17 protein-coding genes are annotated in these 16,447 nt (G+C 41.5%); 16 read left to right on the top strand and 1 reads right to left on the bottom strand.

From position 1 onward, the window contains the following. The 11 genes from FC14_RS04515 (at position 1) to FC14_RS04465 (ending at position 12,485) form a co-directional block, all read left to right on the top strand. Positions 1-1,026: an ABC transporter permease gene (locus FC14_RS04515; protein ID WP_056976653.1), complete on the top strand. Its 1,026-nt coding sequence runs from the start codon at positions 1-3 to the stop codon at positions 1,024-1,026. Positions 1,027-1,034: 8 nt separating this feature from the next. Beyond that, positions 1,035-2,078, top strand: a complete 1,044-nt coding sequence (locus FC14_RS04510) for an ABC transporter ATP-binding protein (protein WP_056976652.1) — start codon at positions 1,035-1,037, stop codon at positions 2,076-2,078. A 22-nt stretch (positions 2,079-2,100) separates the two neighbouring features. Continuing rightward, a complete protein-coding gene (locus tag FC14_RS04505; RefSeq protein WP_056976651.1) occupies positions 2,101-3,057 on the top strand; it encodes an ABC transporter ATP-binding protein in 957 nt (318 codons plus the stop codon). A 212-nt stretch (positions 3,058-3,269) separates the two neighbouring features. After that, on the top strand, positions 3,270-3,959 hold the full coding sequence (croR, locus tag FC14_RS04500) for a response regulator transcription factor CroR (protein WP_056976650.1): 690 nt from the start codon (positions 3,270-3,272) through the stop codon (positions 3,957-3,959). Between the two features lie 16 nt (positions 3,960-3,975). Further along, a complete protein-coding gene (locus tag FC14_RS04495; RefSeq protein WP_235804504.1) occupies positions 3,976-5,130 on the top strand; it encodes a sensor histidine kinase in 1,155 nt (384 codons plus the stop codon). Positions 5,131-5,252: 122 nt separating this feature from the next. Further along, positions 5,253-6,584, top strand: coding sequence for a serine hydrolase (locus tag FC14_RS04490; RefSeq protein ID WP_050611276.1), 1,332 nt, complete (start codon positions 5,253-5,255; stop codon positions 6,582-6,584). Between the two features lie 237 nt (positions 6,585-6,821). Continuing rightward, positions 6,822-9,974 (top strand): YhgE/Pip domain-containing protein, encoded by a 3,153-nt coding sequence (locus tag FC14_RS04485; protein WP_056976648.1) that lies wholly within the window; start codon positions 6,822-6,824, stop codon positions 9,972-9,974. Positions 9,975-10,103: 129 nt separating this feature from the next. Continuing rightward, on the top strand, positions 10,104-10,352 hold the full coding sequence (locus tag FC14_RS04480; protein WP_089145169.1) for a hypothetical protein: 249 nt from the start codon (positions 10,104-10,106) through the stop codon (positions 10,350-10,352). A gap of 123 nt (positions 10,353-10,475) precedes the next feature. Then, complete coding sequence (locus FC14_RS04475) at positions 10,476-11,255, top strand: AzlC family ABC transporter permease (protein ID WP_056976647.1); 780 nt, start codon at positions 10,476-10,478, stop codon at positions 11,253-11,255. Position 11,256: 1 nt separating this feature from the next. After that, entirely contained in the window at positions 11,257-11,598 is a 342-nt protein-coding gene (locus FC14_RS04470; RefSeq protein ID WP_050611272.1) for an AzlD domain-containing protein, read from the top strand. A 101-nt stretch (positions 11,599-11,699) separates the two neighbouring features. Beyond that, positions 11,700-12,485, top strand: a complete 786-nt coding sequence (locus tag FC14_RS04465; protein WP_056976646.1) for a hypothetical protein — start codon at positions 11,700-11,702, stop codon at positions 12,483-12,485. A gap of 82 nt (positions 12,486-12,567) precedes the next feature. On the opposite strand, the gene FC14_RS04460 is transcribed toward FC14_RS04465, so the two are convergent. After that, positions 12,568-13,203 carry a phosphatase PAP2 family protein gene (locus tag FC14_RS04460; protein ID WP_056976645.1) on the bottom strand — a complete coding sequence of 212 codons (636 nt, stop codon included), beginning with the start codon at positions 13,201-13,203 and terminating at the stop codon, positions 12,568-12,570. A gap of 197 nt (positions 13,204-13,400) precedes the next feature. Here FC14_RS04460 and FC14_RS04455 point away from each other — a divergent pair, with 197 nt between their 5' ends. The 5 genes from FC14_RS04455 to FC14_RS04435 all read left to right on the top strand — a co-directional run bounded on the left by FC14_RS04455 (position 13,401) and on the right by FC14_RS04435 (position 16,403). After that, positions 13,401-13,595, top strand: a complete 195-nt coding sequence (locus FC14_RS04455) for a hypothetical protein (protein WP_056976644.1) — start codon at positions 13,401-13,403, stop codon at positions 13,593-13,595. An 18-nt stretch (positions 13,596-13,613) separates the two neighbouring features. After that, positions 13,614-14,525 carry a hypothetical protein gene (locus FC14_RS04450; protein ID WP_056976643.1) on the top strand — a complete coding sequence of 304 codons (912 nt, stop codon included), beginning with the start codon at positions 13,614-13,616 and terminating at the stop codon, positions 14,523-14,525. Further along, the gene (locus tag FC14_RS04445; RefSeq protein ID WP_056976642.1) at positions 14,497-15,387 is read left to right on the top strand and encodes an RluA family pseudouridine synthase; all 891 of its coding nucleotides are present in this window, start codon (positions 14,497-14,499) and stop codon (positions 15,385-15,387) included. The genes FC14_RS04450 and FC14_RS04445 overlap by 29 nt, the downstream gene beginning before the upstream one ends. 15 nt (positions 15,388-15,402) lie before the next feature. Next, the gene (locus FC14_RS04440) at positions 15,403-16,050 is read left to right on the top strand and encodes a metal-dependent transcriptional regulator (RefSeq protein ID WP_056976641.1); all 648 of its coding nucleotides are present in this window, start codon (positions 15,403-15,405) and stop codon (positions 16,048-16,050) included. A gap of 152 nt (positions 16,051-16,202) precedes the next feature. After that, positions 16,203-16,403: a cold-shock protein gene (locus FC14_RS04435; protein ID WP_056976640.1), complete on the top strand. Its 201-nt coding sequence runs from the start codon at positions 16,203-16,205 to the stop codon at positions 16,401-16,403. Positions 16,404-16,447 lie beyond the last annotated feature (44 nt).

Genomic DNA, 16,447 nt, shown 5'->3' with positions numbered 1-16,447 from the left:
ATGGAAGAAAAGATTAAATTAAGTCCAGACAGCTTTCAACCTTTACCCAAGGAAGAAGAACTGGATAATGAAAAAATTGCGGCGCCTTCACTAACCTTTACCCAGGATGCATGGCGGCGGTTAAAAAAGAATAAAGGGGCGGTAATCTCCCTGTTTATCATCTTGATTATGGTGATTATTGCCTTTGGGTCAACACCATTTATTGATAAGTCAACTTTGGTTAAGTCTGCCCCCCAATATGCTAACTTACCTGCCCGGGTACCTGGCTTGGACTTTATCAACGGTTTAAATGGTAAGCTTAAGGTTGGCGGCCAATGGGTTGATCAATATGCCCAAAATGGTGCGAGCGGTAAGTATTTCTACTTAGGGACTGACTACCTTGGTCGTTCTTTGGCCCAAAGAATTATTTACGGGACTAAGATTTCCTTAATCGTTGCGTTAGTGGCGACCTTCTTTGACCTAACCATCGGGGTTACCTACGGGATTATCTCCGGTTGGAAAGGTGGCCGGGTCGATAACGTTATGCAACGGATTATCGAAATTATCTCCTCTGTGCCAAACTTAGTAATTGTTGTTTTGATGCTCTTAGTTATGAAGCCAGGGATGACCTCAATCATCGCAGCGATTGCCATTTCTTCATGGACAACCATGGCGCGGATGATTCGTGCGGAAACACTTCAGCTAAAGACGCAAGAGTATGTATTGGCTGCCCAGTCATTAGGGGAATCACCAATCAAGATTGCTTGGAAGCACTTGGTACCAAACCTCTCAAGTATCATCATTATCCAAACGATGTATACTATTCCAACGGCTATCTTCTTCGAAGCCTTCTTAAGTTTCATTGGGATTGGGATTTCTGCACCGGAAACTTCATTAGGGGTATTGCTTAACGATGGGCAAAAGAACTTCCAGTTCTTACCATACCAAATGTGGTATCCTGCTATTGTATTATGTGTCTTGATGATTAGTTTTAACCTCTTAGGTGATGGTCTTCGTGATGCATTTGATCCAAAGACAAGAAAGTAGGCTGAATTATGGGTGAAAGAATTTTAGATGTTAAAAATTTAGAAATTGACTTCCACACATATGCTGGTGAGGTTAAGGCGATTCGTAATGTCAGCTTCCACCTTGATAAAGGTGAAACACTAGCAATTGTGGGGGAATCAGGCTCAGGTAAGTCAGTTACCACTAAGAGTTTAATGGGCTTATTGGCTAACAATGCCCGGGTTAAGGGAGGAGAAATCCTCTTTCACGGAACTGATTTATTAAAGAAGACGGAAAAAGAGATGCAAAGTGTTCGGGGCAAGGATATTGCCATGATTTTCCAAGATCCGATGACATCTCTAGATCCAACCATGAAAATTGGGATGCAAATTGCTGAACCATTAATCAAGCACAAGCACATGGAAAAGAAGAAGGCGTTGGCACAAGCCTTAGAAATTCTTAAGTTAGTTGGGATTAAGGATGCTGAAAAGCGAATTAACGATTATCCGCACCAATTTTCCGGTGGACAACGGCAAAGAATTGTGATTGCGATTGCTTTGGTTTGCTACCCAGAGATCTTGATTGCCGATGAACCAACGACTGCCTTGGACGTAACAATCCAAGCACAAATCTTGGATTTGATGAAGGAATTGCAGGCTAAGATTGAAACCTCAATCATTTTCATTACTCACGACTTGGGGGTTGTTGCAGGGATGGCGGACCGGGTAGCAGTTATGTATGCTGGCCAGATTATCGAGTACGGGACAGTGGACGAAATTTTCTATAACCCACAACACCCATATACTTGGGGGTTACTAAACTCGATGCCAACCCTAGATTCTACTAAACTAGAAGCAATTCCAGGGACCCCACCAGATCTATTGGATCCACCAAAGGGTGACGCCTTTGCGGCTAGAAATCCTTATGCTATGAAGATTGATGCGGAAAAACAACCACCATTCTTCAAAGTTTCTGAGACGCATTATGCTGCTACCTGGTTATTACACCCAGATGCACCAAAGATTACTCCTCCAGATGAAATTGTAAGACGGCGGAAGCTTTTTGCAGAGATGCAAGCCAAAAAGGTAGATTAGACCAAGGAAGGACGGAAACCACATGCCAGAAAAACCTAAAAAAATTCTCGAAGTAAAGCACTTAAAACAATACTTCGGCGTGGGCAAGCCTGATATGGTCAAGGCTGTCGATGACGTAACCTTTGATATCTATGAAGGCGAAACCTTTGGGCTCGTAGGTGAATCAGGGTCAGGTAAGACGACTACAGGGCGTTCGATTATTCACCTTTACGATCCAACTGATGGCCAAATTATTTTCGATGGCAAGGATGTAAGTAAGTTGCATACTAAGGCTGACAAGCTAGCCTTTGCTCGGGAAATGCAGATGATTTTCCAAGATCCATACGCTTCTTTAAATCCCCGGATGACCATTGAAGATATTATTGCCGAAGGGTTAGACATTCACCATTTGGTTAAGAATAAGGAAGAACGACGGGCCCGGGTCGAAGAATTACTAGAAACGGTTGGGCTTAATAAGGACCACGCTAGTCGTTACCCACACGAATTTTCGGGTGGTCAGCGTCAAAGAATTGGGATTGCCCGGGCCTTAGCGGTTGAACCTAAGTTCATCATTGCCGATGAACCTATTTCAGCCTTGGACGTTTCTATCCAAGCCCAAGTGGTTAACTTGCTTAAGGACTTGCAAAAGGAACGGGGCTTAACTTACCTCTTTGTTGCTCACGACTTATCAATGGTTAAGTATATCTCTGATCGTATCGGGGTTATGCACTATGGGCGCCTACTTGAAGTTGGTCCAGCCGACGACGTATACTTCAAGCCCCTACATGATTACACAGCCAGCCTAATCTCAGCTGTGCCGGTGCCAGATCCTGAATTTGAACGTAATCGGAAGCAAATTGATTACGATCCTTCAATTGAAGAAGATAAGGAAGGCCGGCCACGTAAATTACACGAAATCACACCGAACCACTTTGTTCGTTGTGCTGAAGATGAAATTGAGATGTACAAGCAAAAGGCGGCTGCCTACGAACAAAAATAACTACTCACTAAGTGTGTTCTTTGGAGAAGTAAATCTTTTCAAGGAACACACTTTTTTAAGTTTTGCCTAAGAAAGTGTAACCTTTCTATGAAGAAAAAGAGACATTTTTGGAAAGGGTTACCTAAATGCTTGAATTTAAAACTTTCTTTAGGTACGATTGAATTGAGATTTGCTATAATCTAGGCAAGAGACCGATAAGGAGACATCGATATATGAAAATTTTAGTTGTTGACGATGATAAAGACATCGTTGAATTATTATCTATTTACATTAAAAATGAAGGTTATGAAGTTGAAAAAGCCTACAATGGTAAAGAGGCAATTACTAAATTAAATACTAATCCCGACATTGCCCTCATGATTTTAGACGTAATGATGCCACAAATGGATGGCTTGTCAGTTGTTAGGGAAGTTAGAAAGGATTCACAAATTCCAGTCTTGATGCTATCTGCCAAGACGGATGATTTGGACAAAATTCAAGGTTTAATCCAAGGGGCAGATGATTATGTAACTAAGCCATTTAACCCCTTAGAAGTGATGGCGCGAGTCCGGTCCTTATTACGCCGTTCCCAACACGAAGTTAAAAACGATGAGCCAGATCAAATTGAAGTTGGGCCGTTGATTATTAAGAAGGACTCGCACGAAGTGACGACCGTTAGAGGGAATTCAATCCAGCTAACCGCCCTTGAGTTTGGAATCTTGCACTTACTTGCTAGCCACCCTAACCGGGTCTTTTCAGCGGATGAAATCTTTGAGAGGGTTTGGCAACAAGAATCGGTTGTTTCTGCTAAGACCGTGATGGTACACGTGAGTCACTTGCGCGATAAGATTGAAGAAGCAACGGATGGTGAAAAGGTGATTCAAACTGTTTGGGGTGTTGGTTACAAGATTGAAGCCCGTTAAGAAGAGAGGTTAAATGGTGAAATCAGCAAAGTTTAAGCTAACAGGCCGCGAGAAGAGTGAACTTTTTGGTGAAGGAATTGTAACCATCATCCTGTTAATTTTGCTTAATATGTCGATTTATGTGATTTTAAGTCAACTGATTGCGACCAATCCGGGTTTGAAAAACGGGATTTTTCAAATTAAGATGTCCTTGAAATTTGGACCGAGTGACTTTCAAATTTGGAGTTGGGGTTGGCTATTTGTAGTCTTGATGGCAATTATTGACTGCTTCATCGTCTACTGGCGCTTGATGAGAAGGTACAGCCAAATGCAAGTCCGCCACATTATCGCGGAGCTACACTATATTGCGGCTGGCCACTTTGATCACCGGATTCCCTTTACCCTTAAGGGGCAGACCCAACGAATTATTGCCAGTGTTAACGCCTTGGTTGATTCAACCATCAACTCGATGGAAGAAGAAAGGCGGATTGAACGCTCTAAAGATGAATTGATTACTAACGTCAGCCATGACATTAGGACGCCGTTAACATCGATTATTGGCTATTTAGGCTTGATTGAAAATCGGCAGTACCATAATGAAGAAGAAATGCTGAAGTATACGCACACGGCCTACATTAAGGCTGTGCAAATGAAAGCTTTAGTAGACGACCTCTTTGAATATACTAAGGTTAGACAGATAGACCGGCCGTTAAACATCGTGAGTGTCGATATGGGGGCAATGCTTGAACAATTGGGGGCCTCCTTTGAACTTGAAGCTCAGAAAAAGGGGATGGTGATTCACTTAGATGAACCCACAACCCCGCTGATGATTGAAGCCGACCCAGAGTTACTAGCCAGGGTTTTCAATAACTTGTTAACAAATGCCTTGAAGTACGGTAGCGACGGTAAAAATATTTTCATTAACTTGACCCAAATTTCTGAAACAGAGGCTGAAATCACCATTGCTAATGACGGCGCTAAGATTCCAACCGAGGCTTTAGGCCAGGTGTTTGAACGCTTTTACCGGGTGGAAGAATCACGCTCGCGCAAAACCGGGGGGACCGGGTTGGGTTTAGCGATTGCCCAGGGAATTATCGACTTGCATCATGGTAGCATTAACGTTACCTCTAACGATAAATTGACCTCATTTGTAATGCGGCTACCCCTCAAGCATCCAAAAGAAGAAAAGTAACCACAGTAAAGTCTATTTACAAGTTCTTAAGATTGTCTAATACGGCAATTAGGGCTTGAATGAATAGGCTTTTTTAGTTATGCTAATACATGAAATTATTAATTTGAGAGGGACCGAAAGTCATGGAATTTTTCAAAGGTTTGAAAAAAACATTAGTCGGTTTGCTAGCAGGGGTCACCTTGTTTGCAACAACCGCAGCAGGATTGGGTAACTTAACTACCGTTTCTGCAGCTTCACTACCAGCTAATAGCGACAGTTCGCTAAATTTGGATGCTAAGGCTGCCATCGCAGTCGATGCGACTACTGGTCAGGTAATGTATTCTAAGAATGCCCAAGAAGCCTTGCCAGTTGCTTCAATGTCAAAATTATTGACAACTTACTTAGTTTTAAAGGCCATTCATTCAGGGAAGTTATCTTGGAACGACAAGATTACCCCTGATGAAGCCTCACAAAAGGTTAGTCAAAACACGACCCTTTCCAACGTACCGTTAAAAGCAGACCACAGCTACACTGTTAAGTCATTATATGAAGCAATGTTAATCTATTCTGCTAACGGGGCCACAATGGCTTTGGCTTATAAGGTGGGTGGTTCCCATCAAAACTTCATCAACATGATGAGAAAGCAAGCTAAGGAATTTGGCATCAACGATGCTAGCATCTACACTGCTAACGGTTTAACTAATGGTGAAGTTGGCTCAGCAGCATATCCGGGTGCTACTAAAGACGATGAAAACAAGTTCTCCGCCCAAGATATGGCCATCATTGCTCAAAAGATTTTGACCGACTACCCAGAAGTTTTGCAAACAACTTCGATCACTAAAAAAGAATTTAACAACGGCACAGATAAGACTATGATGGAAAACTGGAACTGGATGTTAAAGGGTTTAGCTAAAGCTTACACAGCCTTACCAGTCGATGGTTTGAAGACCGGGACCTCTGATACAGCCGGGGCTTGCTTCGTTGCAACTGTTCACAAGGATGGGCACCGCATTATTACCGTCATCTTAGGTGCACCTCATTCCAGTGATACCGACCTATCACGGTTTGAACAAACACAAAAGTTAATGTCATATGTTTACAATGGCTTTACTTACAAGACCATCAAAGCCCAATCTGATTACAAGCAAACTTTACCAGTGCACAATGGTAAAGATTTAACTACTAAGGTTGTAACTGCCAAGGAAACCCACTTATGGGTTAAGAATACTGACACTGATGCTAAGGTAACTGCTAGTGTTAGTGGCAAGAAGAGCCTTTATGAAAAGGGTGGCTTGCAAGCACCACTTAAGAAGGGCCAAACAGTGGGAACTTACAACTTGAAACTCAAGGGCCAAGAGCTCTACTTCCTAGATGGGGCTAACGCGCTTAAGGTTCCTGCCCAAACTAAGGTGGCAGTTGATAAGGCTAACATCTTTGTGATTGGTTGGCGTGCTTTAACCGGCTTATTTAAATAACAGCTTTCTTTAACGACTGAGTCAATCTCCACTCAAACTAGGTGGAAATTGGCTCAGTTTTTTCTTTTTAAACTGAAAATTTTCACGCTAAATCAAATAAGGGACTAATTTTTCTGAAAAATAAAACACATGTCGCAGTTTGTTCTTTGTATTTTTGAAAGCAAAAGAGTATATTATTCTATGTTAAAGTGAATTTTTGACGAAAAAATTATGAATAAGGGGGAAAAGCTTTTGAGAATGATTATTGAAGAATTTAAGAACCTTAAACGGCATAAGATCTTAATCGCAACCATTTTAGGGATTATGAGTTTACCATTCTTATATTCACTATTCTTCTTAAAGTCTGTTTGGGACCCTTATGGAAGCACGAGCTACTTACCCGTAGCCGTGGTTAATAAGGACCAAGCTACTTACTATCAAGGTAAGAAATTCCAAGTTGGACATGACCTAGTGTCCAAACTAAAAGATAATGATGATTTGGAATGGCACTTCGTTTCCGAAAAGGAAGCTAATGACGGTTTAAGCCATAAGAAATATTATATGGTTATTACCATTCCTAAGAACTTTTCTAAGAATGCAACAACCGTTTTGAATCGCCATCCCCACAAAATGAATTTGACATACAAGACCAACGACTCTTTAAACTACATTGGGAAGGTTATTTCCGAAACCGGGGCTAAGCAAGTCAACTCAGAAATTAGAGAATCCGTCTCAACTGCTTATGCCGACACAATGTTCAAGGTCGTAAAAAAGGTTGGCAAGGGCTTCAACAAAGCAGCCAGTGGTTCTAAGCAATTAGCCGATGGCTCCAAGGTTTTAAACGATGGCCTAAATACCTACACCGCCGGGGTTGGTCAAGTTAACAACGGGGTTATCCAACTAGCAGCCGGCGTTGTACCCCTAAGTGACGGGGTCCAAAAACTAACTGCAGGCTCAACGGCCTTAGCTACCGGGCTTAAGACCTACACGGCTGGGGTTAGCCAAGTCAATGACGGTGTTCAAACTTTAAATTCAAGCACAGGTACTTTAGCAACCGGTGTTAATGCCTTAGCAACAGGTTCAAACTCCCTTAAGGATGGGATTGGCCAATATACTGCTGGGGTTGGTCAAGTTAACGCTGGGGTAGGTGAATTGCAAGCCAAGACACCAACCTTAGCTAACGGAGTTGGTAAGTTAGCAGCTGGTTCTAAAGAATTTAACACCAAGCTTGCACAATACACTAACGGGGTTGATAAATTAAATGCTGGTTTAAGTCAAATTCCAGCTGAAAAGTTGACTTCGCTAAAACAATTACCAGCAGCCGCAGCTGCTTTGTACCAATTAAACTACATTATGTCTGCTAGCATTGATAATGGCCTAAAGCAAATTGATCAACAATCTTTGAATGATTTATTAACAGGTGTCGGTCAAGTTGACACCCAGAAATTAGCTACAAGTCTAACGGTAATGAATAACCTAATGGGCCAAATGGAAAGCTTGCAAACGACGGCAAACCAAATGCAAAGTGGGCTACCCGCTATGGAACAAGCAATCAGCAAAAATCAACAGGCGATAGCAGATAGTCTAGGCAAAATTGCCACTTACAATGGGACTAACCAAAAACTTGCTGACGTTGTGACCGGTGATGTTAACGCCGTTTTGGCTAGTTCTAATAGTACCTTAAGTGAAGCGGATAAGGCCAAACTTCAAGATACTATAAAGAACACTGCAACTATTAAAACTAATTCGACTAATAGTTTAACCGAGGTTGGTGTTGTTGGTAATAATCTTACACAGCTAAAAGGTACATTAGATAAAACACTGGCTAGTTTAGGTGAGTTAAAGACCCAAATGGCTGACTTACAAAAGCAAGTAAGTAGTTTAGACGTTAAAGGTTTGCAATCACAACTTGCCCTTTTGACAAAGATGCAAGGTGCCTTAGACAAGGATAAGTTAGATAAATTACAAACTGCTTTAGGTCAATTACAACAATTACAAACAGCAGCTGCTAAGGCAAGTAGTATTGCTCAAAAGCTTAATAGTGATATTAATGTTCAAGACTTGAGTAGTAGTGACCTAGCTAAACTTGAGCAAACAGCTCAAGTAAGCTCCGATGCTACAACTGCATTAGTTGCCCAAAATACTGCTAAGTTAGCTGGACCTTCGACAGAGAAGTTCACAACTTTAGTGGCTGGTTTAGCTGAGTTAAGTAGCGGCGTAAAGGAATTATCAGCTAATAACGGGGTCCTTCTTGCTGGTTCTAATCAAATCGCAACTGGTTTGGGTACGTTAAACGATAGTATTCCAGCATTAACTAACGGGGTAACTAAGTTAGCTAACGGAACCAACCAATTAGCTTCTAAGAACGCTGAGTTAAACTCCGGTGCAAGCCAACTTGCCGGTGGACTTGGTACGTTAAATGCTAACGTACCAGCACTTACAAGTGGGGTTAGCCAGTTAGCAAGTGGTACTAGTCAATTAGTAGCTAATAATGGTCAACTTAACTCGGGTGCAAGTCAATTAGCTGGTGGTTTGGGTACATTGAATGCGCAAATTCCAACTATGACTAACGGGGTTAACCAATTAGCAAGTGGGACTGGTCAGTTGGCGGCTAATAGTTCTGCCTTAACTGATGGTTCTGACAAGATTTACAAGGGTAACAAGAAGTTAGCTAAGAGCATGAAGCAAGGGGCTAACACCATTAAGAAGGTTAAGACTGGTAAGGATAATGCGAAGATGTTTGCTGCTCCATCTAACTTGGTGGAAAAACACTACAGTTACGTACCTAACTATGGTTACGCCTTGGCACCGTACATGTTGTCAGTGGCACTCTTTGTTGGGGCAATGGTCTTTAACTTAGTTTACCCAATCAGACGCCTGGAATCAGAAGATGAAACAGCCTTTGAATGGTTTATGGCTAAGGTAACAATCGGTTCGATTGTGGCAATTGGTAATGCCTTAGTGGAAGCATTATTGATGATAGCTGCTGGTTTACACCCAGATCATTTGGGAGCAATGCTTGCTAACGGAATCCTCTTCTCATTAGCAATGATGTTCCTCATCATGTTCTTCTCAGTGGCCTTCCAAAACCCTGGTCGTTTCTTATGTATGATTTTATTGGTTGTCCAATTAGGGGCTAGTGGTGGTTCCTTCCCAATTGAAATTACCAAGGGCTTAGGTGGCTTCTTCCAAGCTGTTAACCCATACTTACCAATGACTTACTCAATTTATGGGTTCAGACAAGCCTTGACATCAGGGTTAGGTGCTAGTCAAATGATTACTTCTTACTCTGTTTCACTACTCTTCTTAGTAATTTCACTAGGCTTGTTATACGTAGCAATGGTTGTGGTTCGTCCTAACGTTGAATACGTCGAAGAAGTAGATATCAATAACTACACTAAGCAAAACTAATAGTTAGTTTAAAGAGCATGGCTTTTTATGGGCCGTGCTCTTTTTTTTATCACAAGCAGATTTTTTACTTACTTAAGATAATTGAGCTATAATTAAATTAGTTTCAAAATTTGAATGGGGGATTTAATCATGAGTGAAAAGAACCGGACGGATGGTAAAGAAATTGAAGTTAGTAGCTTAGGTAAGCCATTTGTTAAGGGGAGCCACGTCAGCTTTACTTTTCACCGGCATCATTTTTCGGGGGTAGTTGAAAAGCAACTACGCAACTCGGCCATTCTTAAATTTGACCAGGAGTTTGCTAAGACAACAACAGCCATGGATATGAAGCAGTTAATCGTGATTTCGTATTCAAAGATGCAGTTACTCCCAGCTAAATAGTCTAAGCTTGTTTCTTCTAGGCGAAATTCTTCTTATAGCTTGGAAAAGAATTATTTTTCTCAAGTAATATGTTATAATTAACAGCAAAGGGACTTTTTTATTTATTGATGGAGGTTATTTTTTGTGAAAAAAGAAGAACCACGCTGGTTAGAGGTTTTGCGCGTGGCATTACCTCTATGCCTTAGTTATGTTCCCATTGGGTTGGCCTGTGGGATTTTGTTAAATAAAGCTGGTTTTAATGCAATTTTGACCCTTTTGGTTTCACTGATGGTTTTTTCAGGTGGAGCTCAATTTTTGATTGCATCAATGCTGGTAACTAACGCGCCAATCCATACGATTGTTTTAATGCTCTTTTTCCTAGAATTAAGGTATGCATTGCTTGGCTCTAGTTTATCCCAGTATTTACGTGGGACTAGCAAGCGCTTTTTATATGTTTTTGCCCTACACATGAACGATGAAAATTACGCTGTCAATTATTTGAAATTTGCGACAGATAAAGAGTGGCGTCCCGGTGATGCCTTGATGGTTGAGCACTATACCTTACTGTTTTGGTCGGTTGCCAACCTAATTGGTAGCATCATTGGTGGCTTTATCCATATTAACTTGGAAATCGTTGATTTTGCTTTGACGGCCATGTTCTTGTACATGATTGTGATGCAACTTAAGAATCGCTTGACGATTTTAATTAGCTTTGTATCAGCTTGCTTTGCAATTATTGCTATGTGCCTGTTGAAGAGTACCATGGGCTTGATTGTAGCTACCTTAGCTGCATCTTTGATCGGTTTTGCCATGGAAGATTACCTTGTTAAGCATGGGCGTGAACGGGGTTACTTGTTAAGTAAGATTAAGCGGCGCAAGAAACGCCCGGTAGCTGTACCTGAAAGTGATTCAGAAGGAGAGTAGTATGGGATATTCAACGCTTGACCACGTCTTGTTGGTCGTTTTTTCAATGATAGCAGCTTTTATTCCACGGGTAGTGCCGTTGCACATTTTTGCAACCAGAAAGATTCCTAACTGGTTCAACGAGTGGATGAAGTATGTACCGGTATCACTTTTTACTGCCTTGGTGGTAAAGGATATTTTTATTAATACCAAAACTTACACTTTTGTAGGTTTAGATAATGTAGCTAAGATTTTAGCTGCCATTATTGTAATGGCGATTGCTTATAAGACTAGATCTATGGGGCTGTCAGTAGTCTTTGGTTTAATTGCAGTTGCTTTACTAGCGATGGTAGTTCCAGTCTAAGAGAATTTTTGGGGAATGAAGTAAAAGTGATTTGTGCTTTTAGTTTGTTCCTTTTTTAGTAAAGCTGGCAGTCCAATTAGAAGTGATAAGGGGGAGAGAGTGTGAAGCGTTGGGTTTGGTGGTCGTTAGTGGCCGTGATAACGGCCGTAATTTTTATCGGCTTTGGCTACACTAAAAAGGTAGCGACACAAAAAGATTATGAACAGTTGGTCGCACGCGGCCAAGCTAATATTGACCGTGCCGATTATAAGCAGGCCAAGATTAATTTTCAAGATGCGTTGAAGAAAAAGCAAAATGATAAGCCGGCTCAAATTTACCTAAAGCAAATTGCTACCTATCAAGCTGGCTTAAAGTTGCTAAAGCAGAAGCAATATCAAGCGGCTAGACTTAATTTTCAAATGGTTGCCGCCACGGATGGTGGTTCTAGTACGTTGGTTAGACGGTCAGCCAACCTTCAGACCGAATTGAAGGAAGTAATCAAGGAACTAAAAATCTTTGAAACTGCTTATGATAAAGCCTACAAACTTTCTAGTAGGTACCAGTACAGTGCTTCTAACACGAAGTTAGCCGTAATTTTGGGTTATGGTAGCATTGACCAAGATTACTACCGCACGATTCGCCAAAAGGCTAAGAAATTACAAGGCTATAATAACTATGTTTTACGTAGTCTTGGCTACACCGTCGAAGTTGATGATGATAGCGCGGAAACTAAGGTGGCCCCTAAAAACGATAAGGCTATTAGTCCTGAACGCCTAGCTCAAGCTAAAAAGGAGTTAGCTCGTGCGGGGGTGAATACCAAAAAACTCAGTCCCACTGAATTGAAGCGCCTAATTATTAAGGCTGACAAGGAGCACAAGTCCGTTGTGAAAGTGTTAAAAGAAAAATAAGCTGGCTAAAGGTCACTAAGGGTTACTTAGGGCCTTTTTGCTTACAAAAAAACCTAGACCCTTATTGGCCTAGGATTACTAGTTAGCTTTGTGTGTGCCAGGATGATTTAGGTTGAAACATTCTTGCAACCTGCCAGGTAAAACCGGCTAAAAGAAAACTAGCCAAAACGTCGCTGGGATAGTGGACGTGTAGGTAAATCCGGCTTAAAGCGATTAGTAAAGCCCAAATAGCTGCCAGGCAAGTTAGGCTTAAGCGGACGTTGCGGCTTTGGAAGTGGACTATCAATAGGTAGACGATAAAGAGGATGAAGATAGTCGTTCCAAAGGTGTGTCCACTTGGAAAGCTAAAGCCACCGATTGCAACCAGTTTATCGCTGGGGCGGGGACGTTGCATCAGGTTTTTAACCAAAAAGACTAGTAAGTTACCACTAGCCAGGGTTACTAGCGCCCAAATGGCATCGCGGGTAGAGTACTTAAGGTAAACGCAGATAATAACCAGTAACGAAAAGATGGTTGCCATTACCGGCCCGCCCAGGTTAGTAATGAACTCAACAATCCTGGTATTAGTAGGATTGGTCAGTGGTTTGAGTAAGGTTTGAATGGCCGTATCAAAATTGGTGACGAGCACGTTGTTAGTATGAACTAAGACGGCCAGGATTAAAAAGCCGGTTAAAAAACAGCTGGCTTTTAACAAGTGTGCTTTATTTTTGCTTGCCAATTTAAGGAACTCCTTTTTAATAAATCAATCCTTCAAATTTTAGCATATTTACTTTAAGTTAGTGCTACTCCGAAGAAAACTTAGATAAGCCTTAAGAATTAAATTGCTTGTTGTAAATCTAAAATAAGGTATAATTGAATATGAAAATGCTTAACATCTGTTAAGTTTTTTTATTGGAATAACACGAGGTGTAAAGAATGCAACTACTACCTAAGCGAAACTATGCAGAGATGCTGATAATTTTGTTAGTGACAATTTTATACAGTCTTTGTCCCGCCGACCTTAAGCAAGCCTTAGGTATTTCAGAAAGTTTATACATGCAAGTAATGGGGCTGTTACTACTAGCAGTGATGTTATTGGATGTTGCTGTGATGTCGTATTGGCGTTCATGATTGATAAGAAGGAACAAGATGGAAACAAGAAGAAGTAAACCAAAGCAAACGGTAAAAAGGTGGCCACTGTTGAGCTGGGTGGTAACCTTTATTATGGTTTTTTCGTTAGCGATAACCTTTCTAGGGTGGGGGTTGAAGACCACTGCCTTTAACGTTAACTTTGCTAAACAAGAAGTACAAACCAGTGGCTTAAATAAGGAATTAGCTACTGATTTAATGTTAGCACTGGATAGTTATCGGAGCGACCTTGGAATTGAGCCAGGTAAGTTATTGACTAAACAGCAGATAAATGAAGATATAATTTTGGCGGTAGAGAACTTTTATGCGGGCAAGGAAACCATCTTAGACACTAAGAAAATTGCAGAGCAGGTGGCGACTAACATGGATAACTACCTGCAGACCGGTGAGTTAGGACTAGGTTTAAATGCAAATTCTGAAAGATACCTGGCCCTTAAAAGTACGGTGACGACTGGCATCCAGGAAAAGTTGGCCTGGAACCTAGGGCAAAATGCTAATATTAATGATGTTCAAACCGAGTTTATGAAAGCTAAGCAAATAGTTGATACGTTGTTTAAGGTGGGCTTAACGCTTAGTATCATTTTGGCGGTAATACTAGTGCTCTTACAGGGGTTGCGACCATTTAACTGGGCTTATTATCTAGGCTTAGCTGGTTGTTGGGCGACGGTTCCTTTTTACCTATTGTTATGGCTACTAGCTAAATATCAAATTTACTCAAGTTTTATCCCTTATTCAGCGCGGACAATCGCAATTCCTTTAGAAAAAATTGCGGTGGCAGTGACTGCTAGTTTACAGGCCACTGTCTTTGCCGGGGTAATCGTAGCGTTAGGTTTGTTAATTTTAGGAATAATTGGGATGAGATTTCAGCAGAAAGTAGGACATTATGGAATTCACATGGCAAAACGAAGGTAAGCAACAAACCTTAAAAAAGTTTTTGGCTGCTAGAGGTGTCAGTCATCGTTTGATGGGAAAGATTAGACGGCAGAAGGGAGCCGTGCTCGTTGATGGCAAAAAGGTCCCCTTTGGGACGGTCTTACACCAAAACGAACAAGTGACCCTGGTTTTACCTGAGGAAAAGCCAGTCATCAAAATTGCAGCTAGTCCCAAGCCAATTGAGGTCCTCTATGAGGATGCTAACTGGCTACTAGTGGCTAAACCGGCCGGATTGACCAGTGTTCCAGGCCCAAGTAATCGGGAGGATACATTGGTGAACCGAGTTAAGTATTATTTGGAACGCAATGGTCGCAAAAATGTGGTGCCCCATATTATTACCCGCTTAGACCGCTACACGAGTGGGGTAGTCTTACTGGCTAAACACAGTTTTGCTCAGGGATTGATTGATAAACAGGTAAGTAACCACGAATTTGATAAGCGTTACTATGCGATAGTGGCCGGGCAAGTTACCAAGCAACATGGCTTGATTGAAGCGCCGCTGAAGCGGAAAGAGGGCGAAAATTTTCAAATCGTTAGTCCCGACGGCAGGCAGGCTGTAACTGAGTACTGGTTAAAGGCCAACCTAGCCGGTGGAAGCTTAGTGGAAGTAAAGCTCCATACGGGAAGAACCCACCAAATTAGGGTGCACTTTCAGTCTAAGGGGCATCCACTTTTGGGAGATGAGTTATATGGGGGACCTTTAGATATGGGGATTGAGCGGCAGGCGCTTCATGCCTACCACTTAGCCTTTAATGATCCCTTTACTAATAAGCGCTTAGTGGTTGAAGCACCACTTCCAAGTGATATGAAGTCAGTGCTTGCCAAACTGAAAGTAGACTAAAGATGGGGTGAAGAAATGACACCAAAAAAAGAAGACTACCTCAAAATCATTTTTGAATTAGGTGGTAAGAAAAAGAAAATCTCTAATAAGCAAATCGCCTTGAGTTTAAACGTGGCGGCTGGGTCCGTGACGGAAATGGTGAAGAAATTAGTTGCTAGTCATTTGGTTGAACATGAACCTTATGCAGGCATTTCACTTACGACGGAAGGTGCTAAGGCAGCTGAAGACCTAGTAAGACGTCACCGGCTTTGGGAAACCTTTTTAGTGAATAAGTTAAACTATAAGCTCCAGGACGTCCACACCGACGCCGAGGTCTTAGAACACATTACTAGTAACAACTTGATGAATCATTTGGAAGAATTTTTAGGTAACCCTAAGCGTTGCCCTCATGGTGGGGTGATTCCACGTCAAGATGGCCAATACGAAGAAGATAGCCATAAAGTCTTAGCAAGCGTCTTAGATGGTCAAGAAGCGGTAGTAGATCGCTTTATTGATAACCACGACCTCTTAGAATACCTAGCTGATGTTAAGCTAAACATTGGTGATAAGATTAAGGTGACAAAACATACGCCGTTTGAAGGCCCAATCGAGTTGGTATTGTTGGCCTCTGGCGAAAAGATGAGTATTGGTTACAAAGCGGCTCATTATATTTTTGTTCGCTGATAACCTATCTTTTTTAATGTTTTCGTGGTATACTGAGTATTGTACTTTTGTATAGGTTACATGGTAAGGATGTTTCAATTAACTTTCTCCATTGCACCAATTCAGAACTACAAATAATTACGTGCCGGTTGGCGCATAGGAGGATTTTTCTAATGAAACAAGGAACAGTAAAGTGGTTTAACGCAGATAAAGGTTTTGGCTTTATCACTCGTCAAGATGGTAGTGACGTATTTGTTCACTTCTCAGCTATTCAAGGTGAAGGTTTCAAGAGTTTAGACGAAGGTCAAAGTGTTACTTTCGACGTTGAAGAAGGTCAACGTGGACCACAAGCAGTTAACGTTGTTAAAGCGTAAGCTGAATTTAGTAGATTAAAACAAGGCTGAGAAAGTTTTACTTT

The organism is Ligilactobacillus agilis DSM 20509 (assembly GCF_001436215.1).
GTDB lineage: Bacteria > Bacillota > Bacilli > Lactobacillales > Lactobacillaceae > Ligilactobacillus > Ligilactobacillus agilis.
The sequence above is the reverse complement of the archived record's forward strand: the minus strand, read 5'-3'. Positions and strand labels throughout refer to the sequence as shown.